The organism is Streptomyces sp. NPDC057307 (genome assembly GCF_042667665.1).
Lineage (GTDB): Bacteria > Actinomycetota > Actinomycetes > Streptomycetales > Streptomycetaceae > Streptomyces.
On sequence record NZ_JBHUZM010000048.1, the window covers coordinates 1 to 22,838 of the forward strand.

General features: G+C 58.3%; 21 protein-coding genes. 15 read left to right on the forward strand and 6 right to left on the reverse strand.

Going from position 1 to position 22,838, the window contains the following annotated elements; genetic code table 11:
* Positions 1–1,170: 1,170 nt before the first annotated feature.
* A complete protein-coding gene (locus ACFUN8_RS18500) occupies positions 1,171–1,752 on the reverse strand; it encodes a hypothetical protein (RefSeq protein WP_383638266.1) in 582 nt (193 codons plus the stop codon).
* A gap of 784 nt (positions 1,753–2,536) precedes the next feature.
* Between ACFUN8_RS18500 and ACFUN8_RS18505 the strand changes: the two genes are divergently transcribed.
* The 15 genes from ACFUN8_RS18505 to ACFUN8_RS18575 all read left to right on the forward strand — a co-directional run bounded on the left by ACFUN8_RS18505 (position 2,537) and on the right by ACFUN8_RS18575 (position 19,471).
* On the forward strand, positions 2,537–3,046 hold the full coding sequence (locus ACFUN8_RS18505; protein WP_383638269.1) for a hypothetical protein: 510 nt from the start codon (positions 2,537–2,539) through the stop codon (positions 3,044–3,046).
* A gap of 324 nt (positions 3,047–3,370) precedes the next feature.
* On the forward strand, positions 3,371–3,706 hold the full coding sequence (locus ACFUN8_RS18510; RefSeq protein WP_383638272.1) for a hypothetical protein: 336 nt from the start codon (positions 3,371–3,373) through the stop codon (positions 3,704–3,706).
* A 194-nt stretch (positions 3,707–3,900) separates the two neighbouring features.
* Positions 3,901–5,445, forward strand: coding sequence for a hypothetical protein (locus tag ACFUN8_RS18515; RefSeq protein ID WP_383638275.1), 1,545 nt, complete (start codon positions 3,901–3,903; stop codon positions 5,443–5,445).
* A gap of 286 nt (positions 5,446–5,731) precedes the next feature.
* The gene (locus ACFUN8_RS18520; protein ID WP_383638278.1) at positions 5,732–7,150 is read left to right on the forward strand and encodes a hypothetical protein; all 1,419 of its coding nucleotides are present in this window, start codon (positions 5,732–5,734) and stop codon (positions 7,148–7,150) included.
* Positions 7,147–7,713 carry a phage scaffolding protein gene (locus ACFUN8_RS18525; RefSeq protein ID WP_383638281.1) on the forward strand — a complete coding sequence of 189 codons (567 nt, stop codon included), beginning with the start codon at positions 7,147–7,149 and terminating at the stop codon, positions 7,711–7,713. The genes ACFUN8_RS18520 and ACFUN8_RS18525 overlap by 4 nt, the downstream gene beginning before the upstream one ends.
* Positions 7,714–7,799: 86 nt before the next feature.
* Positions 7,800–8,717, forward strand: coding sequence for a phage major capsid protein (locus ACFUN8_RS18530; protein WP_383638284.1), 918 nt, complete (start codon positions 7,800–7,802; stop codon positions 8,715–8,717).
* A gap of 80 nt (positions 8,718–8,797) precedes the next feature.
* On the forward strand, positions 8,798–9,211 hold the full coding sequence (locus ACFUN8_RS18535) for a hypothetical protein (protein ID WP_383638287.1): 414 nt from the start codon (positions 8,798–8,800) through the stop codon (positions 9,209–9,211).
* Between the two features lie 801 nt (positions 9,212–10,012).
* On the forward strand, positions 10,013–10,480 hold the full coding sequence (locus tag ACFUN8_RS18540; RefSeq protein ID WP_383638290.1) for a hypothetical protein: 468 nt from the start codon (positions 10,013–10,015) through the stop codon (positions 10,478–10,480).
* A 17-nt stretch (positions 10,481–10,497) separates the two neighbouring features.
* Positions 10,498–11,070: a hypothetical protein gene (locus ACFUN8_RS18545; RefSeq protein ID WP_383638293.1), complete on the forward strand. Its 573-nt coding sequence runs from the start codon at positions 10,498–10,500 to the stop codon at positions 11,068–11,070.
* Positions 11,071–11,097: 27 nt separating this feature from the next.
* On the forward strand, positions 11,098–11,436 hold the full coding sequence (locus tag ACFUN8_RS18550; RefSeq protein ID WP_383638296.1) for a hypothetical protein: 339 nt from the start codon (positions 11,098–11,100) through the stop codon (positions 11,434–11,436).
* 332 nt (positions 11,437–11,768) lie between these two features.
* The gene (locus ACFUN8_RS18555; protein WP_383638299.1) at positions 11,769–13,853 is read left to right on the forward strand and encodes a hypothetical protein; all 2,085 of its coding nucleotides are present in this window, start codon (positions 11,769–11,771) and stop codon (positions 13,851–13,853) included.
* Positions 13,854–13,855: 2 nt separating this feature from the next.
* Positions 13,856–15,058 carry a hypothetical protein gene (locus tag ACFUN8_RS18560; protein WP_383638302.1) on the forward strand — a complete coding sequence of 401 codons (1,203 nt, stop codon included), beginning with the start codon at positions 13,856–13,858 and terminating at the stop codon, positions 15,056–15,058.
* 27 nt (positions 15,059–15,085) lie between these two features.
* Positions 15,086–17,974 carry a hypothetical protein gene (locus ACFUN8_RS18565; protein WP_383638305.1) on the forward strand — a complete coding sequence of 963 codons (2,889 nt, stop codon included), beginning with the start codon at positions 15,086–15,088 and terminating at the stop codon, positions 17,972–17,974.
* 22 nt (positions 17,975–17,996) lie between these two features.
* Positions 17,997–18,539: a hypothetical protein gene (locus tag ACFUN8_RS18570; protein WP_383638308.1), complete on the forward strand. Its 543-nt coding sequence runs from the start codon at positions 17,997–17,999 to the stop codon at positions 18,537–18,539.
* The gene (locus ACFUN8_RS18575; protein WP_383638311.1) at positions 18,536–19,471 is read left to right on the forward strand and encodes a hypothetical protein; all 936 of its coding nucleotides are present in this window, start codon (positions 18,536–18,538) and stop codon (positions 19,469–19,471) included. Before ACFUN8_RS18570 ends, ACFUN8_RS18575 begins: the two co-directional genes overlap by 4 nt.
* 52 nt (positions 19,472–19,523) lie before the next feature.
* Here the strand turns inward: ACFUN8_RS18575 and ACFUN8_RS18580 are convergent, their stop codons facing one another.
* The 5 genes from ACFUN8_RS18580 to ACFUN8_RS18600 form a co-directional block, all read right to left on the reverse strand.
* Positions 19,524–19,679 (reverse strand): DUF4094 domain-containing protein, encoded by a 156-nt coding sequence (locus tag ACFUN8_RS18580; protein WP_383638313.1) that lies wholly within the window; start codon positions 19,677–19,679, stop codon positions 19,524–19,526.
* A gap of 158 nt (positions 19,680–19,837) precedes the next feature.
* Positions 19,838–21,148, reverse strand: coding sequence for a DNA cytosine methyltransferase (locus tag ACFUN8_RS18585; protein WP_383638316.1), 1,311 nt, complete (start codon positions 21,146–21,148; stop codon positions 19,838–19,840).
* Positions 21,145–21,528: a hypothetical protein gene (locus tag ACFUN8_RS18590; RefSeq protein ID WP_383638319.1), complete on the reverse strand. Its 384-nt coding sequence runs from the start codon at positions 21,526–21,528 to the stop codon at positions 21,145–21,147. The genes ACFUN8_RS18585 and ACFUN8_RS18590 overlap by 4 nt, the downstream gene beginning before the upstream one ends.
* A gap of 232 nt (positions 21,529–21,760) precedes the next feature.
* Entirely contained in the window at positions 21,761–21,958 is a 198-nt protein-coding gene (locus ACFUN8_RS18595; RefSeq protein WP_383638322.1) for a hypothetical protein, read from the reverse strand.
* 416 nt (positions 21,959–22,374) lie between these two features.
* Positions 22,375–22,584 carry a helix-turn-helix domain-containing protein gene (locus ACFUN8_RS18600; RefSeq protein ID WP_383638325.1) on the reverse strand — a complete coding sequence of 70 codons (210 nt, stop codon included), beginning with the start codon at positions 22,582–22,584 and terminating at the stop codon, positions 22,375–22,377.
* Positions 22,585–22,838 lie beyond the last annotated feature (254 nt).

Genomic DNA, 22,838 nt, shown 5'->3' on the forward strand with positions numbered 1-22,838 from the left:
TATATCACCCCCCCTCGGGGCGTGGGCAGCTACAGATTTTTATAAGAGACCGCGAAAAGGCGATACCTTGGTCGGGCGGCGAGCTGGTAGCACAGCTCGCCGCACGGATCGCGCGTCTGTCGCCTGATAGCTACTGGATCAGGTACACGACGGGCGCGATGATCACGAGAAGGATCAGGATGAATCTGACGGTCCGGTCTCCGTCGTCAATGGCTGACCGGACCGTCTTCCAGAATTCCTTCATGGGCTACTCCTCCTCTCTCTCGGGGCAGTGAGACATGTCTACCGCATCTCCATGACACCGCGATGCGCCCGACTGCGGTCGACTTGCGAGGACGACGCGGCGGTCAACCCCCTTGCTAGCCAACCGACTTGTGCCTGATTACCCGCCAAAGTGGCTGTGGCCTAGGCCCATGGCGCCGTAAAAGATCTTGAAAGATTCCCGTTCTCAACTGTCATGCCCATGTCTTATTCCACCGAGCTTGGAATAGCTCGGTGGAGCCCTGACGTGGCGGTTCACCTGCGTCGAACCTGCTGCTCAGCGTGGCCGAACGGCTCGGGTCCTGCGTGTCCTCGGGCTGCCGAACTTTCCGCCCGCGTGCAGCTTGGTCATGACGACCTCGCACGGATGCAACGACACCATGTGCACGTGAGCGACGTTGTAGGGATGCCGTCACCGCCCCATCGAACGTGCTTGTGAGTGAGGATCAGTCGTGCCCCTGCCCTTCCTGACGGCCGACCGTGCCCCTGACGTGCTGTGTCGCCCTCGATCTCGAAGCGGACACCCCTGGATGAGCTTGCGCAGGATGAGGGGGACGAAGAACTTGATCTGGCCGGTCTGCTCGGTGACGCAAGGCCAACGGCGCGGTGCCGCAGGAACTCGCGTCAGTCGTACGTCGGGCCGCTGATGGAGAAGGTCATCGAGTTGTGCTCGAAGGGCAGGTTGCCCGCGTGCATCTCCTGGTACGTGACAGCCGTCATCGACCACTACTGGTACGCATGCAGCGACCCGGTTCGGCAGCTCGGTGACCCTCTCGTCCAGCTAGTCATCCAGCGGGGGGCGCGGACCAGTCTGTCCGGAACGTCCTTGACGGTCAGTGGCTCGGGCGCCCGGACATGACGAAGCCCCACCTGTACCCCTTGAGGCGCGGTGGGGCTGATGGTGAGCTGTTAGCCGGCCGACGTGCTCTGCGCTCTCTTCCTCAGCCTGTCCAACTGCCTCTGGACCTTCTCCAGGTACTTCTCGATGTCGTTGATGTCCTCGGGCTGAGGGTCCTTCATCTTGAACACGAGATCCAGGTAGCTCCTGGCCCCGTTGATCGCCATGGGGACCCCGCGCAACGGCTCACAGGTCCCACGCTTCTCCGGTTGGTCGACGGGCGGGGCTTTGGGCTTGTACGTCTTCCCGTCCGCTCCCTGGATCTCAGGTGTGGTTCCGGACCACACCTGTAGGTCGAGCTGGACCGTGCGCGTGCTGCTGCCCGTGGCCGAGGCGATGGCGCGGACGCTCAGGCCCGACTCCCTGAGGCTGGCCACGACGTCCTGACGCTCATCTCGGGGGAGTCGTGGGCGCAAGCTCCCGAACTCGGTCCCGCAGTAGGCGTCCCAGGATTCGTAACCGAGGGCGAGCCACGCTCGGGACGTGTAAGCCTCCTGGATCATCGCCCAGAGGTCTTCGACGGCTGTTTTGATTCGCTCGGTGAGTTCCCGTGCCTCCTCTTCGGTGAAGACCGCTGTCTCTGCTGTGGTCACGTCGTTTCTCTTCTCGATAGGCGAAGTAAGCGCGCCAAGGGTCGGGGGCGGGACCGTGTAAGTCAAGAGCTTTCCGAGGGGAATGTAATAGGGGTGGGGGCAACAGATTCCGGGCTCAGGAGGTATCAGAAGGGTTTCTGAACCCCCTTGGGTCGAGATACCCCCGAAAAGCGGTGTTTCCGCAGGTCAGAGGGGTTATTGAACCCTAGCCTTCGCAAACCCCTTCACAAACCCTTGCGAAACCCTGCCTTCGCAAACCTCTTTTCGCAGGTCAGAGGGGTTTCGCGAGGGTTTCTAAACCGGGTTTGCGAAGGGTCTGGGGGACTATGAAATAGGCCCACCCTTACAAACCTCTTCTTAAGCTTGAGATACCTCGGTGAGTCGTTGTGCTCTGACTGCTGATGACTTCTTTCCGGGTGATGCCTGGATCCTTTACGGGGCGGACCTTGTAAAGCAGATGACGCAAGTCGGAAGCTCGGTCGATGAGACAATGATCTTCAAGGTCAGACAGGGCCGAAATACACCAAGCCCCGCGCGTGTAGGTCTGTCAAGCCCAATTTCAAATCTTTTTCAAGATTCTTTTCGGCCACTATTTCCGAAACGCCACTGGTCCGTCGTTTTTCCTCAAGATCATTTGCAGGTCCGGGGCGTTCCGAAGTACCAACAAGGTGCGTGCTACACGCATCCGGTTTGCTAATTCCGAACCGCTCCTAGTCCGCCGTTTAGCGTCCGTGGATTCCATGGCCAGCGGCCTATTACTCCTTTTATCTGGAAGGGAATTATTATGCCTCGAATCAAGAATGCGGAATTGCGAAAGGAAATGCAATTGCGCGCGTACACCATGAATCTCCGGGGTGCCACTCAGCGTGACATCGGTGCGGAACTCGGTGTGTCCGCTCCTACCGCCAAGGTTCTGATCAACGAGTACATCGACAACCTGTATGTGCCCGAGGCCGACAAGGCACGAGCGGCTGAACTGGACCGACTAGCCGGCCTGGATGCGATTGCCTACCTGATCCTCGATGAGAAGCACATCCAGGTGCAGCACGGGCACGCGGTCATGCTGGACGGACACACCCTCAAGGAAACTGGACCGGTCTTCAAAGCGCTTGACAGCATCCGTAAGAACTCGGAAGCCAGGCGCAAGCTCCTCGGGCTCGACAAGCCAAGTGAGAGCGTCCACACCGTGCGCACTGAGAACGCCTTTGATGAGACCTACCGTGGACTCGTTGAGGAGGTGGAGGCTCGCAACCGTGAGGAAGCTGCCCGACTCAGTGACGGAATCCTGGACTAGGTAAGCGGTCTTATCCCTCACGCACCGCTATCCCTTTACCGCAGCGAACAGACGGCCGTGGATATCCCACCCTCTGTACTCGGCGGACACGCGGCGTGATGGCGCATCCACTTTGCAGGGACTAAGTGTTGCCACCTACCGTGGGTAACTTCGCAGGTCAGAGGGGGTGCCTCGCTGCATCTCACGTGATTCTCACATGCCGGGCATCGGGCCTGGTCAGCCGGTACGGGCGGGTACCGGCTTTCTACTGAATAGAGCCATTCAGAGATATGCAATTCACCCGCCCCTTTCGATGGGGCCGACCTCCCCAGGAAGGGACAGCACATGGACCCCGTAGCAATCATGACCACAGCCGGCGTGATCGGCGCACTCATTGTCATTTGGAACTTTGTCAAGGCCGCGTACCGAGGTATCCGAAAGCTTGACGACATGCACGGAGAGGTGATGGAGCTACCCGCATTCAAGAAGGAGATGCGGGAGTTCAAGGCCGAGACTGATCACACGCTCGCCACCCTTCGCCCAAACGGAGGTGGCTCCATTCACGACAAGATCAACAAGACCACGACCTCGGTGACGGAAGTCAAGGCGATGTTGGAAGCGCACCTAGATGCAAAGCATTTACATAACCCCGTGCACAACGAACATGATGACAATGCGTGACCTGTAATTCGAAGGTGCATATTGGTATCGCGGATCGTATTGACAAATGGTTGTCAAGTAAAAACCGCGCTGAGTTTCATGATTTTTAACGGGGTATAGGCGTTTTGTATCCGCCAAAAATTTTTGAATCCCGAACTTCCACAGGAGGACTGCTGTGTTCAGCACACCCTTATTAGCCGGAAAGGCATAACCGCATGGCCAAGAACCCGATCTTGGAGGCGATCGAAAGCAGCATTGACCCTGACGCACTCCTCAACAGTCCCGAGTACAGGCGCGAACTCTGCCGCATGTCGCCCCTGCACTTCGCGTACGTCTACCTGCCACACCACATCTCGGACGCCAAGAGCGGAGTCATCTCGTTCTCTGAGGTCCACGCGGAGTGGGCAGAACTCGCGAAGCTCTGGGCTAAGGCGGGATCACGTGCGCCGGCTGAGGACCGACACGCGTTCATCGCACCGAGGAAGCTCGGGAAGAGCACATGGTGGTACCTGATCCTGCCTGTCTGGTGGGCCGCCTACGGCTACAGCAAGTTCACCGTGGCTTTCGCCAACGGGGCACAGCAGGCGGAGTTACACCTCAAGACGTTCCGCAACGAGCTGGACACCAACGAGCGTCTACGTGAGGACTTCCCCGAGCTGTGCCGTAAGAAGTACAACCCGCGCGGTACGTCCGAGGGCGACTCGCACGACATGCGTCACTGCGGGAATGGATTTGTCTTCATCGCTAAGGGGATTGACGCGGGCAGCCTCGGTATGAAGGTGGGCGCTCTCAGGCCGGACACGATCCTTCTGGACGACATCGAGCCCGACGAAGCCAACTACTCGCCCTACATGAAGGATCAGCGGCTCAAGACCGTGCAAGACGCTGTGCTGCCGCTGGACGACCGCGCACGCGTCGTGCTGTCCGGCACCACCACCATGTACGGCTCGATCGTCCACGACCTTGTGAGGCACGCTCAGGGGTTCGCTCAGGACTGGGTGACCGAAGAGAAGTTCAAAGTCCACCATCACAAGCCGTTCGTCCTGGACGCCGAGGGCAACGAGCGCTCGATCTGGCAGGACAACCCAAGCTTTGCGTGGGACGTCATGGACGCGAAGCGAGATCAGCGCGCGTTCAAGAAGAACTTTGAGAATGACCCTGCAACTGTGGATTCGGAGTATTGGAAGCCGTCCGACTTCACGCGTGGCGAATTCGCAGTTGGACGTACGGTCCTGTCCATCGACGGAGCGGTGACCGTGGGCAAGCGCTCCGACTACACGGGCGTTGCGATCGTGGGTTGTGCTGATGCCACCTTCCACGAAGACGGTTCGCCGGCTCACCCTCGCCGCTGTCTCGTGAAGTTCGCGCACCAGGTCAAGAAGCAGGGTGCCGAGCTACGTCAGTACGTGCTCGACCTGATCATGTTGTACCCGGAGATCACTCACGTTCTGGTGGAGACGAACCAGGGTGGCGACATGTGGAAGACAACGCTTCACGACCTCCCGCCACACATCAAGTTCGTGACCATTCACAACTCGGTGAAGAAGGAAGTCCGTGCGAGCGATCTCCTGAATCTCTACCAGGAGAAGCCGACCAGAGTCGTGCACACCGAACCGCACCACCTTCTTGAAACTCAGATGATCCAGTTCCCTGCCGCACCTCATGACGACATGTTGGACGCGACAGGAAACGCGGTACTCGCGTGGCTCAAGCCAACGAAGAGGATCAGGGCCGGAATTCAGGTTCAGTACCCCACCTGAGATGGCGCAAGTCGGAAAGCGTCGCGGCCTTATACTGATCATGTGTGTTAAGGAATGCTGTGAAACTTCCTCACCCGCAGTAGAACAGAATTGACCGGGCCATTCGGCCAATCTCTCAGCGCTCACCTCCTGGTGCGCTTGAGCTGCCCTCACGGTCAAGGCGTCCTGCGGGTGAGGAATCACCAGCCACACACCTCTCCAGGCATCCAAGGCAGTACCGCACCAAGCATGTCCAGTCGGACGAAATCGAAGGAGGTAACAAGCATCTGAGTAATAGGAGCAGTAAATGAGTGATGACTTACGGGACTTGAACTTTGCCTATGAGGCACTTGTCCAGGCGCGTCCGGGCTACAAGCTCGCAGAGGACTTCTACAACGGCATCGTTAAAGAGGTATATAGCTCACCTCAAGTAGCGGCTCTGCTTGAGAAGTTTGGCCTTTCGGACCTACCGCCGTTCAACCTTTCCCACATCCCCGTTGATGTTGTCGCAGACAAGCTGCGTATTAGTCAGGTCACCTCCGACGAGGTTGGTGTTGACCCTCTCCTTGACGAACTGTCCAAGTCGAACGAACTCAAGGAAGAACTCCCCAGTCTGCTACGCGACGCGTGCAAGTACGGGGACGCATACATGATGGTGTGGCCTCAGACCGACGAGGACGAGGCTATTACCGGGGTCACGATGCGCGCTCAGAGCCCGCTGACAACTCGCGTGTTCTACAGCGCCAAAGACCCGCTCATCAAGGCGTTCGCCATTCAGAGTTGGCAGGAGGGTCCCAAGGGGGCCGCTGTCATCCGTGCCGATCTCCACTACGCGGACCGCATCGTTCGGTACAGCCAGCCAGTCAAGACCACAGCAGGGTCCAAGGCCGCCAAGTGGACTCCGTTCACTGCGGACGGACAGCCGGCTGAGCTGACCAACCCGTTCGGCGAGGTGCCGTTCTTCCACTACAGGACCGGTCGCACGTACGGCATCCCGGAGCACATCAACGCGTACGGGCCACAGAGCGCGATCAACAAGCTGATCACCAGTCACTTGGCAACGGTCGACTTCCAGAGCTTCCCTCAGCGCTATGCGCTCCTGGATCCCAAGGCGGATCAGAGCGGTTCCGAGCGTGGGCCCCTGGACGACGATGACACCGAGGACGGCCCTGGTGCTGGCAGTGCTTCACAGAGCCAGCTAGCCGCTTCCCCTGCTGCTGTCTGGCAGCTCCGAGGAATGTCGTCCGTTGGCGAGTTCTCTGCGGCCGATGCTTCGAACTTCCTTGAGCCCATCGACCGCTACACCAAGCTGATGGCTCAGGCGACCGGTGTTCCGATGCACGCCTTTGATTCCACGGGTGACGCGATCTCGGGCACCAGTCGACGCGAGGCTGACGAACCTCTGTATGCGCGAGTTGAAGCGCTACAGGAGATGTTCGGTGCCACACACGAGCGAGCTATGGAGTTCGCCCTATCTGTTCTCGATGTAGAGGCCGAGGTCTCTGTTCACTGGGCGCCAATTCGAAAGCCCCGTGATCTGTCCCTTGAAGACTGGGCCGTCATCGAGAAGAAGCATCAGTTGGGATTCTCAATGGAATACCTGCTGACTGAGGCGGGATACACCCTCGCTCAGATCAAGAAGCTGATGCGTACGAACCAAGTAGGTGCAGATGCACCGACCATCACAGAATCCGCAGATGCGGAAACAGAAGGAGACACAGCATGACCACACCATTAGAGACCATTACTGAAGACGTCACACCAGAGACCCCAGAGCTTGCGGACACCTGGACAGCTCCCACAAAAGAAGAATGGGAACTGGTCCAGAGCAGGCTTACTGCGGCTAACGGTGAGGCAGCCTCGCGTAAGCGCTGGCTTCGTGATCTGGGTTATGACCCCAAGACAGGGGTGAAGCTGACAGGCACCGAGGCCGACGAGACCGCAGAGGTACAGCCGGCGCATGTCGACGCTGACGCTCTCGTGAAGTCTGCCGAGGCCAAGACAGCCGCTATCTACATCGCTCTCGCAGAGGCAGGCGTAGGCCCTAAGAGCCTCGCACGCGTCAGCAAGATGATTGACAAGGGTTCTCTCTCCATCGGAGAAAGCGGCATCGAGGGGCTTACCTCTCAGGTTGACGCTCTCAAGGAAGAGCTACCCGAGCTGTTCAAGAAGTCTCGCGTTACCCACGTACCGAACGCGAATGCCGTAGGTGCTGGCGATAAGCAGGCACCCGCAGAAGCCCCTAAGGACTGGCGCCAGAAGGCGACAGATCAAATCCTCGGGCGCTGACCCCAGAGCTTCACAACGAACGTAACAAGCATGCCGAGTCCAGGCGAGGAGGTTCTTTTCCATAACCTAGAAAGCGAGTAATAATCGTGGCTGCTAACGACCTATCTGCATGGATCCCAATTGAATGGGACTCCGACGTAATCCAGCGTGTACTCAAGGCATCTGCCGTTGAGGCCAACGCATCCCGTGTTTCTATGGGCACCTCTACTAAGCGTGTTCTCCGTGCCGGAGATTTCGACATCAATGTTGGAACCACTTACGTAGACGATGATTCCGACCTTGATTACGTAACCCTGACCGCTCGTCGTTTCATGGGTAAGACCGTGCTCGAAGAGGACGACCTACACGACGCTGAAAGCATCGTTGATGTTATCGGTCAGCGTGCTATGGACTACGCGGTTTCTTACGCATCCTTCCTGGACAATGCTTGCCTAGCCGTTACCGCTGCGGAGAACGGAACCACTGTTCCATTCACTTCCGCCTACCGTGCTGTACGTAGCAACGGCGCCGATGGCACTTCCACTTACGTAGCTGACGCTAACTACGTGAACTACAACGGTGCGGCTTCTGCTGCATATGACGACTTCTCCGATCTCCTGTCTCTTGTTGAAGGTGGAGAGTACTGGGATGAGACCAGCGCATACCTGATTGCTCACCCCAACTTCCGTGACGTAATGCGTCGTACCAAGGACACCAACGGAACTCCCGTATTCGTCCAGGGTATTGCCGGAACTCCGGACACTCTGTTCAACGTTCCGATCTTCTGGAGCCGTGGGGCTAGGACTTCTGCTGCAAACAGCAAGAACCCTGCCGGTAACCCGATCATGGTGTTCGTCGGCAGCGCCTCTGTTCTCAAGCTCGGTGTCCGTTCTGGTCCCGAGTCTCAGGTAACCCCCTCTGACGCTCAGAGCAATGGTGACCAGACAGCGCTCAAGCTTCGTAGCCGTCGTGGCTTCGCAGTGGGCAATGTCTTCGGTGTCAGCGTTCTGGAGAAGAGCGCGTAACCCCACCTTTCTCCTGGCCTCGGTGGCGGTGTCTCCCTGCCGAGGTCAGGACCCTCCCTCTTAACGAAAGGTGGTTAGCCATGGCTTGGACCACAGTTTCAGCAATCGCCACCTTGACCGGTAAGGACGTTTCCGAATTCGACCTGAGCTGCGCTCAGTTGATCGTGGAACTCTTCTCCGACGTGACCGAGGACGAGGCCGAGGCCAACTCGGTGTCCGCGAAGAACATGCGATACCTGTCTCAGGCGGTCATGTATCAAGCGATCTGGCTTTCCGAGAACGACGACGCACTAACCAATCACGACATCGACACGATGACTCAGGACGGTCTCCAGTTCGCCAACAATCACGCGAACGCTGGTGTTCTCGCCCCTCTCGCAAAGCGATGCATTGACCGACTCAAGTGGAACCGCAATCGCAACATCGTCGTGAGGCCGGCTAGCGGGATCCTCGGTGACGTTGTCGATGACGCGGGGGATTGGCAGGCGCTCTGATGATCTCTCGCGCCACAACCACCGTGACCGTTTACCGAGTTGTCTCGGAAGACGAATGGGCCGACCCCAGCGACAACACCACCCCCGTTGCAAGTGGGGTCCCCATCTCCATCATCGAGATTCAGCAGCAGTCCTACGGCGAGGAGACCACGTACCCACGGGTCATCCGCAATGCAGTAGGCCGCGTGCGTCGAGGTACTGACATCACCGATGACTGCATTCTCTGGGACGAACGAACCGGAGAGAGCTGGTCGGTGCTGAGCGCTACTCAGCTCGGTAACCCTGTCCGATCTCAGGATCGGAAGCTCGAACTAAGGCGAGCAAGCTAAACAACTTCACACTTCAACAAATGGCATAAGGACTTCAAGCCCCGCAAACGGGTTGTCCCTAGGTCTTTCCTAACTCGCAAAGAGAGGAGCGCCGATGAGCGGTGTACGCGTACGAATGGCCCCTGGCTGGCAAGCCAGGGTCGACGTAGTGGCCCATGACTTTCTCATGGACATTGCGGAGGACGTATACCGGGACATGAGGAAACTCGTTCCTATCGATTCAGGCGCTCTTCTCAATGATTTGACTTGGGAAGTCCGTGGGAAACACGCAAGCATCGGAGCGAAGACAGTTCCTTATGCCGTTTTCGTTGAAGAGGGAACTCGCCCTCACGTGATCGAGCCCAATAGCAAGGCGGCTCTTTCTTGGCCCGGTGGCCAGCACCCGACCAACTCAGTCAACCACCCCGGTACCGCAGCCTCGCATTTTATGCGTCGTGCGTTATACGTACAACGTTCCAAGTAAGGAGTCTCCATGCCCCTTGAATACGCGAACTCCGAGCTTGTGGCGCGTGCCTACGTGAAGAGCCTCGGAATCACCGGATGCAATACGACCCTCCCTCAGAACCCCGCGAACTGGGGTGGCGACACGTTCGTAGTCCTGTCCGTGACAGGGGCCAACATTCACCCGGAGTTCCGCCTACGAATGCCAGTCATCACAGCGGAATGCTTCGCTACGAAGCTCGCTAATCCGAAGCCTGATGGAGTCACTACCCAGTCTCCCGATTGGGCCAAGGCTTGTGATCTCGCAGAGAAGATCGTCATGGGTTGCTATGACGACTTCGTTCCTGTCGACATCGCATTAGGGGTTACCGGCGCCCCGGCAGCTCGGATCTACAACGTCGGCCTTATCGGAGAACCACGAAGGGTGCCTGATGACCAGTCCGGTTACGCCAAGTACACGGTGGATTTCCAAATCAAATGGGCTCAGCTCACCAACTAAACCGAAGGGTTACCGAAATGCCTACAGAGTACACAGCAGAGAACTTAGTGATGGGGCCAGCGAAGATTTACATTGCCCCGTTCGGAACGACAGAGCCGGCTGACGCTTCCGTCAACAGTGCCCCACTGGCTTCCGCTGGTTGGGTCTACCTCGGTGGAACCAACGACGGAGTTGAAAAGACTCTGGAGCAGACATACGAGAACTTCCAGGTTGATCAGAGTGTCATGTCTCCCGGAGCGCGTCTCACCGAGGTCTCTTTCAAGGTGAAGACCAACCTTGCAGAGCCTACTCTTCAGAATCTTGTCTACGTCCTGAATGACGGATCGACTGCTAGCGGTGTCGGATACGAGACCTATGAGCCTGAGTTCGGATCCAGCGCAACTCAGTCCACGTACCGTGCGCTAATCATCGACGGTTACGCCCCTGGTGGCAATGACCTCAAGCGTCGCGTGATTATCCGCAAGGTTCTTTCTACTGACAATGTCGAGTTCGCATACAAGAGCGATACGCAGACCGTGTTCTCGGTCCAGTGGGAAGCGTTCGATCCCGGTAACGGAGCACCTTACAAGTTCATTGATGAAGTCGCGTAATAGCTAACCCTCATAAGGAGACACGAAATGACCGCACGAAAGAGCACACCTAAGAGCCTCGGTCCCATCGCACTCGGTGGTGGGACACAGGCGCCCGTCGAAATGGAAGCACTCTTCACCTTGGATGGTGTCGATTACCCCATGTATAAGAAGGTCGATCCTCGCGCCGGACTGGACTACGCAGAGAGCTTAGCCAACGGAGTTGATCCCAACGTCGCTCAGGTGGCACTCCTAAAGGAGATGCTGCCTGCCGAGACTTACGCAATTCTGCGTGACCGCACAAAGGTTACTGCTGACGAGTTCGAGGCTGTTATGGATCTCATCGGCAAGCGCGCTCTCGGAGCATCGCAGTCCACAAAAAACTAATCGCGCGGGTCGAGGAGATCGCCTGGATCCTCAACTATCTGGACGATCTCGAATCGGACTTCTCGGCGATCCACAGGATTGACGACATGTACGAACTCGACGCCCCGCGCTTCTTCAAACTGGCAGAGCGAATGTTTGCTTACAAGAGCGTAATGCGCGCTCGGGCTGAGGCGGAAGCAGAAAAGAAGAACCCGCAACGTTCTAGCGGTACGGGCGAAAGGCGCCCACCACAGACACCTGAAGATGAACGAGCGGCCCAATATGCCGCACAAATCCGGTCCCTATCAGGAGGGCGAAAGTAGACGAATTGACCTTAGAAGGCGGTACCTCGAATGGCAGGATTCTTAATTGCGACGGCCCATGTAGACGTTGAAGCGAATACCGCTGCGGCCGTGCGCGGGATTCTGACCTTGGCTACCAAGCTGACCACGCTTGGGCCAATTGCCATTGCTGCGGGTGCTGTTGGTGCAGCCGCGTTAGGTGGCATTACCGCAGGAGCGGTAGCCGCTGGTGCGGCTGTTGGTGCGTTCGGGCTCGCTGCTAAGCCTCAGCTCGCCGAGGTCGCCAACGCGGCCAAGCTCGGTGAGGCCGCACAGAAGGCGATGGCAGCCGGCGCGGAAGATGCGGCCGAGAAGCAGAAGCTCTACAAGGATGCGTTGGCGGAAATGCCACCCGCTACCCGAGCTACTGCGGTTGCTTTCGTCGGCCTTAAGGGCGACTTCGACAAGTGGTCAGATAGCCTGGCCGGAACCACAATGCCCGTGTTCACCAAGGGTATTGGGATCCTCCGCAGCATGCTTCCCGCGTTGACACCTCTGGTGAAGACAGCAGCGGGCGCCTTTACCGACATGCTCGATGGGCTGGACAAGGGTGTCACCAGTGGTGGTTTCAAGAAGTTCATGGACGAGCTGAACACCACAGCGAAGCAGACGCTCCCTCATTTCATCGGCATTATCAAGAACGTCTTTATGGGGTTCGGCGGAATCATCCGCGCGTTCCTGCCCGAGGCCGCGAACATGACCGGTGGTCTTGAGGACATGACCGCTAAGTTCCGTGAGTGGTCGGAGGGGCTTGGGCAGTCGCAGGGATTCAAAACCTTCATGGATTACGTGAAGGAGAACGGTCCTCTTATTGGTGGAACTCTCAAGGATGTAGCAGTCACCCTTGGGAACCTCATTATCGCTCTCGCGCCACTTGCGGGAGTAACGCTCCCGATCCTGGCATTCATTGCGGAGCAGATCGCTAAGATCCCGCCTCCTATCTTGACCGGGATCGCTGTTGCGATTACCGCTATCAAGATTGCCATGATGGCTTGGAGTGCGTATCTCTGGCTGACCAGTTCCGCACTGTGGCCACTGATCACTGCGACTTGGGCATGGACAGCCGCTCTCCTAGCTAACCCTGTTACCTGGATTGTCATCGGTGTTCTAGCTCTCGTTGCTGCCATTGTTCTGATCGCCACAAAGACAACTTGGTTCCAGACAGCTTGGAATTGGGCTTGGTCTGGGATCAAGGCTGGAGTCTCTGCGGCGATCAACGGCATTGTGGCATTCCTGGAAATGCTCGGTCGCTTCTTCACCGAGACCATCCCGCGTTGGGCAACTACCGCCAAGGACAAGGTGGTCGGAGCTTGGAACTCCATCTTCGCCAAGACCAAGGAGATCTACAGCGGCATCAAGACAGCCATTATCAACTTCCTGATTGGCATCGTTTCTGGAATCGCTTCTAGGGTCTCGGACGCCAAGAGCAAGGTGACTGGTGCTTGGAACTCCATCAAGTCGACTTCGTCCGCTGTCTGGTCTTCGATCAAGAGCACCATCACTTCTATGGTCACAGGTGCGGTGAACTCCGTACGCACAAAGATCTCTGACGCGGTCAACATCGTGAAGGGAATCAAGGGCAAGGTAACGAGCGCTCTGTCCGGCGCCGGATCATTCCTCAAGGATGCCGGACGCAGGATCATCCAGGGACTCATCGACGGAGTTCAGGGAATGATCGGCTCGCTTAAGAACAAGTTCTCTTCCATCACCAACATGATTCCCGACTGGAAGGGTCCCATGGACGTCGACCTCAAGCTGTTAGCTCCGTCCGGACAGGCTCTTATGTCCGGTCTCATGGACGGAATCGGTTCGAGCACCCCTCTGTTGAAGCGTCAGCTCGGAGACATCACGTCGTCTATCCCGACAACGATGAACATGGGGATCAACTCAAGCGGTCTTTCCAAGTCCGCACCTACTGGCTTCCTCGGACTGGGTCCTGCACCCGCAGCGTCCGGGGGAGTTCACATTGAGAACCTGGAAATCCGCATTGACGGAACATTCGACATCAGCACCCCTGCTGAGCGTAAGCAACTGGCCGAGGCCGTTGTGGTCGAGTTCAGCGACACCCTACGAAAGCACGATAAGGAGAGGTACTGATCATGGCTCTTAATTGGGGAACAATCACCATCGGCCGTATCTCTCTGCGCGAGACGATCAACATCGCAGAGACAGGTGGAGCGGTCCCGACCCTTGCTGTTGAGGGTCGGGAAGAGTCTCACTACCTCACCCGTGCTGGTCTCTATCAGGTCCACGAGAACATCCTGGCTCTGACCGAGGGTCAGTATTACGCGGTGACGTTCGAGGACAAGCCAGAGCGGAACGGCTACTACGTGCTCGCCACCGTGTCCGCCAACCTCACCGACTATCAGGGCGAGTTCTCCGCTACGGCCTGGAAGCTCGGTCTTGAGCGCGTTGGTGCCGAGGGCGAGCTGGACATCCAGTCACGTCTTACCGGGACCGTGAGGGCGAACGCGTTCACCAGCTCGGGTACGTCGTGGCACGCGCCGGCTATCGGCCACTACTCGTACTACACGGGTGCCAGCGTCCCCTCGATCCTTCTCCGTGAGGGTGAGGACGCAGACGTCACCGTGTACCGCAACGTCCCTGAGGGGGCGCCTCGTTGGGGTGCTGCTGCGGACGACTACTACGGCGGTTGTGTGCGTGTGACCTCAACCAACATCGTTCCCACAGGAGCGGTGCTGGAGGGGACCAACCACACCATGACCGCGTCGGCCTGGTCGATGGACAACGGCCTGGTGAACGTCAACGCGTCGGGTGGGGCTCTGAGTGTCGGCTCGTACTCCGATGGCGCCTACCAGGAGAAGACATGGCTTGTGACCCTCGGTGGGGTCGCTCCTGAGTGGCGTTCGGTCTCGCTCATCCGCAACGACCCTGAGCAGACCATCGTCCGACTCACGTCGTCCCTTGCTCCTGGCCGTGTCTCGCTCGACCTCACCCTGAGGCGCGGGTCCCGCTTCGTGGAGCTGTACCTACAGACAGGGTCCAGCGCGACCCTGAGCGTCCACCTCCAGGCGGCCGAGGCCAACGACAACCACGCCGCTTCCGGCTACGTGGTGGCCACGTCGAACGATCCGGCGGGGGACAAGTTCACGTGCGGGTCGGCCCGTGCCTTCACCGCTCACGCGGACGGAGGGCTCACCAAGACGTCGGCCGTGTTCCTTGACTGCTACCTCGGTGTTGTCCGTGGCGGAACTGCCGCTGAACCGGGTGACGAAGCAGCAGAGCTGTTTGAGCAGTACATCGGCGCACTCGCCGAATCTACATACATCGTCCGTCGATGACGGACCACACCAAAGGAAGGATAGGCAATGGCCGTAACTGAGGTCTTACACAAGCTCGGTAGTTTCGACATCAAGCTGAACAGCACCACTCCGGTAGATGTGCTGGACAGCCTTGATTACTTCGGTCACATCGCCATTGTTCCGGGGCGCGTCGACATCACACAGGTTGGAGACAACCTGTTGGACGTGGCGCGTTACGTCGGTGTGGTCCGTTCTCGCCGTAGGTCTGATGACGGACGCAGCAGCAAGCCGGGCGACGATATCGCCGTTGGCGGAGTAGGTATGAACTTCTGGCTCGGTGACGACGACTCGGACAAGGGCAAGGGCGCCATCATCGAGACCCCTCTCACCTTTGCCAGCGAGACATACGCGAACACCATTCGCGCGCTGCTGCCGGACGCCGTGACCGAGGGCACCCTCTACGCGGTAGCCGGCGCGTACAACGGACGTCACGCGTACAAGACTCCTCGCTCTGCGGTGCAGTACGTCAACGACACCATGGGCACCACCAACACCCCTCTCTCGTTCCGCGTGAACGGCAACGCGACGTTGGACGCCGGACCTGAATCCGACCTGTACGTGACGGATCCTCAGTGCGTCGTGGTCCGTGCTGGTGCGGGTGAGGACATGCACCTTCGTGCGCTCACCGGAAGCACAGATGTTGATCAGGACATGGAGGACTTCACCACCCGCGTTCTCCTCCTGGCCGAAGGAGAGGGCGAGAGCATCGTCACCGCGAACGCGGACATCCAGGGTGGGCTCAACCCGTACAAGGACATCCACGGTAACGACCTCAAGCTGACCCGCATTGTCAGCGAGTCCGACACCTCTACCGAGAACGCGCAGGCGCGTGCTCAGCTTCAGCTCAATCGCTTCACTGGCAAGCGCAATGCAATGACGCTGTCCACCGATGACTACTACTTCAGCGGCTCGTACGCGGTCGGGGATTACCTCTACGTCTACAACCCTGACGCGGGACTGGTCGACACCAACAACGAGATCACATTCCGTGGGTCTCGTCTCAACCCCATCCGTCTACAGGTCCATGAACTCAACTGGCCAATCACACGCGGCTACTCCGTGGGCTATCGCGCGGGTGACGGAACCTGGACTGACCTCACCGACTACGTGTCGTTCGAGGCTCAGGCAGCACAGAAGGTTGTCGTTGGCGACTTCAACCGTGCACTCTCTACCGCTGGTTCACAGCCGGTAGGTACTCGTCCGGACGTCGACACTTCCATCCCCGACGCTCCGACATGGGTTGAGCCGTTCTTCAACAGCAACGACCAGGACGACCTTGGTACGTCTCGCGCCATCGTGCTACTCGCATGGGACGCACCACTGAACATCGACGGGTCGACCGTCCTCGATGGTGACCACTACGAAATCCAGTTCCGTCCCGACACAGACGCGATCTACCCGCAGAGTTGGGCCTCGGTCAGCAGTGCGTCGTGGGCTGCCCTGCACACATGGGAACAGCCCTTCACCCCACCTGTGGCGAGCTGGGAAACCCGCTACGTCGCGTGGGGTCAGTCGAGCTACGAACTCAACGCGCTAGCAACAGGCGTCGGGTACGACGTCCGTATCCGTGCGGTCGACAAGGCAGGCAACGCGGGGGAGTACGCGGACACCACGTTCATCACGACTCAGGACAACATTGCACCGAGCACACCAGCGGCCCCCGAGGTCGCCGGCTCACGCATCGCTGTCATGGTCGTGCACGAGCTGGGCAGGGCAACGGGCGGAACCTTCAACCTGGAAGCCGACCTCAGCCACCTTGAGGTCCACGTGGACTATGAGCCCAACTTCACGTGCTCCGTGGCGACCCTCAGGGGCACCGTGACGGCCTCCCAGGGAATGATTCAGGCGGAGATCCCTGCCGTCGTTTCTGTGCCCGTAGAAGAGCTGTCAGAGCGTTACGTCCGAGTGGTCGCTGTGGACAAGGCGGGGAACAAGTCGCTGCCCTCTGTGGCCGCTTCCGCTACCGCGCTCCTGATTGACGATGCCCACATCTCGGACCTCACCGTGTCGAAGGTGACAGCGGGAACGATCTCTGCGGACTTCATCCTTGGTGCCCGCATCAAGACCAGCGATGACGGGGCGCGCGTCGAGCTGAACTCGGACGGCATCCAGGCGTTCAACTCGGGCGGTATTCAGACAGTGGACATCGATGCTGAGACAGGAGATGCGTTCTTCGCGGGAACCTTTTCTACCAGAGCCGAGGATAATAATGCGGCAATCAGAATCACTCAGTCCAACGAGACGGGTGCTATTCGCTTCTACTCGGGGGACGGTTCGACCTTTGCTCGTATCTATTCTCAGGACCAGCCAAGCGCGGGAGTTGACGCGTCCGTGTCTCTTGTGTCCAGTCCGGACGGAGACGGTTTCTATACTCTCGGCAGCCATCAGGTAACCCAGTGGTTTGCCGGACGTGTAGAAGTCCTGGACGATTTCTACCGTCCCTCTGGGGGTGGGGTGCTGGCTACTAACGACAGCGTCAGCATGTTCTACACTCCGGATCCGGCCGTATTCAGTACGGATAGCGGAGTCGTCGTAAGTGATTTCAGTACGGACATCTTTCACAAGCGAGGCGAGGCCGAAGAGAACGGCTTCCTTATGTTGGATAGCAGGACCGCTCACTACGGGTCGTGGGGCAACTACATCTCCGCTTCTCCGACAACAGGTATTTGGACTGCTTCTATCGCGACCGGGGCCGGAAGCTTCACCAGCATGAGCGGATCGTTCGGGGCAACCATGGCTTCCGCCATGATTTGCCAGATCACTCCTCAGGCTACGAACTACGGAACCGGTACCCCAACAACCCACGGTCTGAGTCAGTTGGACACCTCCGGCTTCACGTACTCGTGGAACAACGGACAGCAGATGCGACTCAACGTCACTTGCCACCGTGCCTAACCGAACCGAGAAGGAGACAGACATGAGCAGTGAATACAAGGTGATCGCTGTCACCGATTACCCGAACTCCTCCGAACCCAAGTGGGCGGTGGACATGGAAAAGCCAGATGGGAATCTGCATCGTCACGTACTGCCGAAAGCAACTCTTGAGTGGCGAGCGGCAGAGTACGGAATCGATGACGTCGAGGAGCTAATGGACATCGTCCTGCATGAGCCTTTCCAGATTCCCGCCACAGAAGAGGAGCTGAGTTGGGATGCTGCCGCACAAGAGGCAGACACCAAGCTTCATCGCCTGCCCAGTCTGATTGAGGCGGAGTCGACAACCGAGGCCGCTGAAAGTCTGCGTGTGCGCATCGCTCGCACAAAGGCAGAGAAGGTCCACGTCGTCTCGACTCCGAAGAAGGGGCAGCCGGACCCGCTGGACAAGATCCGGAATGAACACGGTATCGACCCCGAGCGTAAGCGCGAGAAGCGCGAACTCGTGGACACCATGCGGTGGATGACACGGCATGGCGGATTACCCATCACCACGACACCATCCGGAAAGGAAGGAGTACGGCTATGAGCGACACAACTACCCGCTTAGCCCTGTACAAGCCAGAGCCAAGCGAAGACGTCAACGTGGAGACCGACCTCAACGCGAACCTCGATGCACTGGACCTCAACATGGGGTTCCGAATCTGCACTAGCAGTACCCGTCCCTCGGTCAAGTGGGACGGTATGGCCATCCGTGAGACCGACACGGGCAAGTGCTACGTCTGGTTCGCGTCGAGCACCACCTGGACCGAGGTGCTTCTCGGCGGTGGCTCCATCGACCTGCCAGCCGGCGAACAGTTCAACGTCGGGGGCACCACCTCTACGGCGAGCTTCGCGGCCATCAACACCGCAGCAGCCACCGACCTGTTGACCGGACGCGTCACTGGCGACACACAGAACCGCTTCCTCGTGGAGACCGATGGCGGCCTCTTCTGGGGAGCTGGTGGCGGAAGCGCTCCGGACGTCACCCTGTACCGCTCCGCAGCGAACACCCTTCGCACAGCAGACAGCTTCGTCGTGGACCTGGACGTCACCGTGTCCGGTGACCTCACCGTGGCGGGGATCGGTAAGGACATCTTCGTGACCAAGTCCGCTCTCACATCGAGGGCGAGCAACGTGACTCCTGCCAACGACACACACCTGTTGGCGTCCGTGGCTGCCAACGCCACCTATCTCGTAACTGTGATTCTGGCGTGGACCAACGGCGGTGGAGGAATGCGATGCGACTTCGCAGGACCCGCAAGCGCAACGATGGTGTGGAACGACAACGACGGAGTTGGGGTGGGTGCCATCGGTACGGACGTGATTTTCTCCGCCACTACTGGGACCACTTTGAACGGAACTCTCGTGACCTCGGGCACAGCCGGAACGCTGAACTTCCGATGGGCTCAGAACACAACCAACGTCGCCAACACAACGCTATTAGCGGGATGCTCGATGTATCTCCGTCGCGTGGCCTAAGAGCGCAAAGAAGAGGCGAGACCCCAACGGGTCTCGCCTCTTTGTTATGTGGTTAGCCCTGCCGTGCTGTGGCTAATTCTGCTTCTAACTCCGCAACCTTCTTCTCTAAGAGCTTGATGGCCGCGCGCTGTGCCAGAAGGTTCTCAGTGAGCGTGATCACTTGACTCTGATACTCGGGGAAAACTTCCTCGATGGTTACCTGCTTCACTCGGTGTCTCCTTCTTGGGCCTTGATAGCGGCGTACATCTCGACTGTCCAGGATGGGCTATCAAGTTCGCCGCTATCGTCGGTCAAGCTGATCCAATATTCAGTCTCGGTATCGTTGTCCACCTCTGCGTGAATGTCCGTCACTTCGTTCTCCGTGTGTCAGTGAATAGTCTCGACAGCGCAACCGACTAGGTCGCGTGCCATGTTGGGCGGTACTGCATTACCAGCAAGGCGAACGCGGAGACGCTTAGAGAGCGTGTCCTCGTTCCACTGGTAGTCATCTGGGAATGCCATTGCTGCGGCGTACTCCTTGGGTGACAGCATTCGGAAGAGGCAATCTTCCGCTGATGCCTGAGCCCGGACCAATGCCGCTGTGTCGATAGTGGTAACGGTCCTCAGCGGCTCTGTGGTTGGCCGTGCAACTCCGGTCGAGTAGTAAGGAATCACTAGACCGTGATGGTTACCGGACGCTGTGACAGTGGCCAGAGGATCCGACACGGGACGAGTAGTGGAACCTCCACCCCTCAACTCAGCGATGAACGGCGGCACGAGAAGACCGGTCTCGTTGCGCGTGGTGCACGTACGCATGGGGCGGTCAATGCCGAACGGCTGCTTCGCGTCGCGACCTTCAACCGGGATCAGCGCGTGACCGTACTTCTCAAGACCGAGCTTGATGCGGTGCATGGTCTTGTCGGCGAGTGGTCGCTTGCGGTCGCCGATGCGGTTACCGAGGTCGGACCAATCGATGATCTCCGAGGCGGGCCGTGTCAGGGGCTCTGCCACGGACGAGCATGCGCGACAGCGGTAGACGTACTGCTGTCGGTATTTGCCGGCTCGCTTCTCGGGGTTCTTCCATGCCTGGAAGGTCTCGCCTACCGCTTCGCAGTTGGAGCACCAGGCCGTTGGAGAAGTCCACCGTTCGGTGTCCGGGCACGGCGTCCCCTTGGGGTGTGCGAGGCAGAACCATCGGTCTCGCCACTGCGCTGCTGCGGGGCCGAGCTGACCCGCGAACGCTGCGTTGAGGAAGACCTCATGCAGGCAGTAGCCCGTGTCTTCCATCGAGACCTTCCAGCCCCGGAACCCTGCCCACTTGCGTACTTCGACCACGTTCTCAACGAACACGAATCGGTACTGGTGGTACTCGGTGAATCGCTGGATGTCCCACATGGTGGCTCTGCTTCGCTCTGCGTCGACATCCTGTGAGGACTCGGCACGGGCTTTACCCTGCGCGACGCTGTGCTTTGTGCATGAGGGCGAGCCCCATAAGAGGTCGGTCTTCGGGTAACGGCGCGGGTCGACCTGAGATAAGTCCGCGCAATCGTGGTCGGCGTCGGAATGATTCAACTGGTGCACGTCGATTGCGACGGGCCAGTGGTTCGCTGCCATCTTGACGGTTACCCCCGGAACGAGGGAGGCCCCGTGAGAAGAGCCTCCCCCGCCACAGAAGAGATCAGTAAGCGTGAGGCTCATAAACGATCCTCGAACTCACTTGGAACGAGGTACTTGTTGGTGAACTCGGTTACTGCCTCATCCACTGCATCGCTGACAACTTCGGTCTTCGCACGGTACTGACGGATGGTGCGGCTACCCGCTTCGCCTGTGCGGACGTTGATGACAAGCGGACGTTCTACCTTGACCTCGATACCGTCGTGTCCTTCTACCGCTTCCCAATCGTAGGTTGCCTTTGCTGCGTCCAGGTCTGCCCTTCGCTCCCGAGAGTTCTTAATGCTTCGGTACATCTCTTCATCCACCACGGGTGTCAAGGTGGACGCTTCCGCACTCAGTTCATACTCAACGGCTGCTAGTCGGTTGGACAATTCGTTCTTCTTCTTGCGGAACGGATTCTTCACTGTGTGTCTCCTTCTTGTGTGTTAGTTCTCTCGGTATTCGTTAGCTAGTTGGGTCAGTGCTCTTGCTACATCTCTTCGCGAGTAGAGACCTTTGTCTACCTCGGGGAGGTCCCAGATTCGTCGGGCCACCTCACGTAAGATGTCCCCCTCGGATTCCCACTGCCCCGATTGGCAGTCTTCGCACTGGTCTCGTTCTGTGCAGAACTCCCAATCGCAGGTGTTCGCCATTCGTCTACTCTCGTGCTTTCTGCCATACGGCCTTTAGGTCGTCATCGGCTTCCGGGTAAATATCGGTGATCTGCTCCCATGTGAGAGAGCGGAGTAACTTCTCTACGTGCTGCCATGCCTCGGTAATCTCTGCGATCATCTCGGCGATATGCTCACGCATAAGGCCGAGGTCTAGCTGGATATTTAGTTCGGCTTCTGCCATGAGGCTTAGTCCTTGTCGGTGGCGTATGTGGTGTTGGCGTACTTGGCCTTAGCTTCCATTGCTGCTGTGTGTGCGGGGGTGATCTTTCCGTCGACCCAACGAGCTAGCAGGATGAGAGGGATTCCGACGATGAGGATTGCGGCGAAGATGCTCAATAGGGCTACGGTCATTTCAGTCCATCCATTCGGTTGGTAGGTCATGCAGTTTGAAGAGATCGCTTAGGGCCCGACGTACAACCGTGGCCCGGTTGGTTCCTGTCTTGCGCACTAGTTTTTGTATGTTGGCGTCTTCCTGAGGGGTTAGTGGAACCCCGACGAATTCGGTGAATCGCTTTCCACTGGTTGGCATTCGGTCTCCTTTCTTTAACTCTTATTAAACATAATACGGCATGAATGGATTCCCATAAGTCGGAACTCTCAGTGACCAATATCGAGCAATTCAACAATGGAAGAAGTGATTACTCGGCAGCTTCCGCCTAGCTTCATGACGCGCACGGGACAGGTGTCCGTGCGGATGAGTTCGTACATGTGTGAGCGGCTGATGCCGAGGGCTCTTGCTCCGTCTTCGACGGAGACGACAGCGGCCCAAGATCTGATCTCGTCCAGGGTGGGTGTGCGGGTGCTCATGCGGTGTCCTTAGGTCGTGGCACCGCACAGGGTCCGGGGGTGAGGGGGTGTTCGCCAAACACTTTTGCGTAACGGTGTGATGCGGGTACTCGCACTAGCCGGCCCACTGGCACGATGTCCAGCATGTGAGACCAGAGGGGAGGCTGCACATTGCATATCACGTGTGTACTTGCAGGTCAGAGCATGTGTGATGTGTGATGTCATTAGTGGGGACTTACGGATGTGTGAGATGCATGTGTACCTTGGCCTCTGTA

Bases quoted from the DNA above. Each gene is read 5' to 3' on its own strand.
- ACFUN8_RS18535 (WP_383638287.1), top strand. From the start codon at position 8,798: ATGGCTTGGACCACAGTTTCAGCAATCGCCACCTTGACCGGTAAGGAC.
- ACFUN8_RS18520 (WP_383638278.1), top strand. From the start codon at position 5,732: ATGAGTGATGACTTACGGGACTTGAACTTTGCCTATGAGGCACTTGTC.
- ACFUN8_RS18510 (WP_383638272.1), top strand. From the start codon at position 3,371: ATGGACCCCGTAGCAATCATGACCACAGCCGGCGTGATCGGCGCACTC.
- ACFUN8_RS18595 (WP_383638322.1), bottom strand. From the start codon at position 21,958: ATGGCAGAAGCCGAACTAAATATCCAGCTAGACCTCGGCCTTATGCGT.
- ACFUN8_RS18505 (WP_383638269.1), top strand. From the start codon at position 2,537: ATGCCTCGAATCAAGAATGCGGAATTGCGAAAGGAAATGCAATTGCGC.
- ACFUN8_RS18525 (WP_383638281.1), top strand. From the start codon at position 7,147: ATGACCACACCATTAGAGACCATTACTGAAGACGTCACACCAGAGACC.
- ACFUN8_RS18570 (WP_383638308.1), top strand. From the start codon at position 17,997: ATGAGCAGTGAATACAAGGTGATCGCTGTCACCGATTACCCGAACTCC.
- ACFUN8_RS18540 (WP_383638290.1), top strand. From the start codon at position 10,013: ATGCCCCTTGAATACGCGAACTCCGAGCTTGTGGCGCGTGCCTACGTG.
- ACFUN8_RS18545 (WP_383638293.1), top strand. From the start codon at position 10,498: ATGCCTACAGAGTACACAGCAGAGAACTTAGTGATGGGGCCAGCGAAG.
- ACFUN8_RS18565 (WP_383638305.1), top strand. From the start codon at position 15,086: ATGGCCGTAACTGAGGTCTTACACAAGCTCGGTAGTTTCGACATCAAG.
- ACFUN8_RS18550 (WP_383638296.1), top strand. From the start codon at position 11,098: ATGACCGCACGAAAGAGCACACCTAAGAGCCTCGGTCCCATCGCACTC.
- ACFUN8_RS18560 (WP_383638302.1), top strand. From the start codon at position 13,856: ATGGCTCTTAATTGGGGAACAATCACCATCGGCCGTATCTCTCTGCGC.
- ACFUN8_RS18600 (WP_383638325.1), bottom strand. From the start codon at position 22,584: ATGAGCACCCGCACACCCACCCTGGACGAGATCAGATCTTGGGCCGCT.
- ACFUN8_RS18585 (WP_383638316.1), bottom strand. From the start codon at position 21,148: ATGAGCCTCACGCTTACTGATCTCTTCTGTGGCGGGGGAGGCTCTTCT.
- ACFUN8_RS18575 (WP_383638311.1), top strand. From the start codon at position 18,536: ATGAGCGACACAACTACCCGCTTAGCCCTGTACAAGCCAGAGCCAAGC.
- ACFUN8_RS18515 (WP_383638275.1), top strand. From the start codon at position 3,901: ATGGCCAAGAACCCGATCTTGGAGGCGATCGAAAGCAGCATTGACCCT.
- ACFUN8_RS18555 (WP_383638299.1), top strand. From the start codon at position 11,769: ATGGCAGGATTCTTAATTGCGACGGCCCATGTAGACGTTGAAGCGAAT.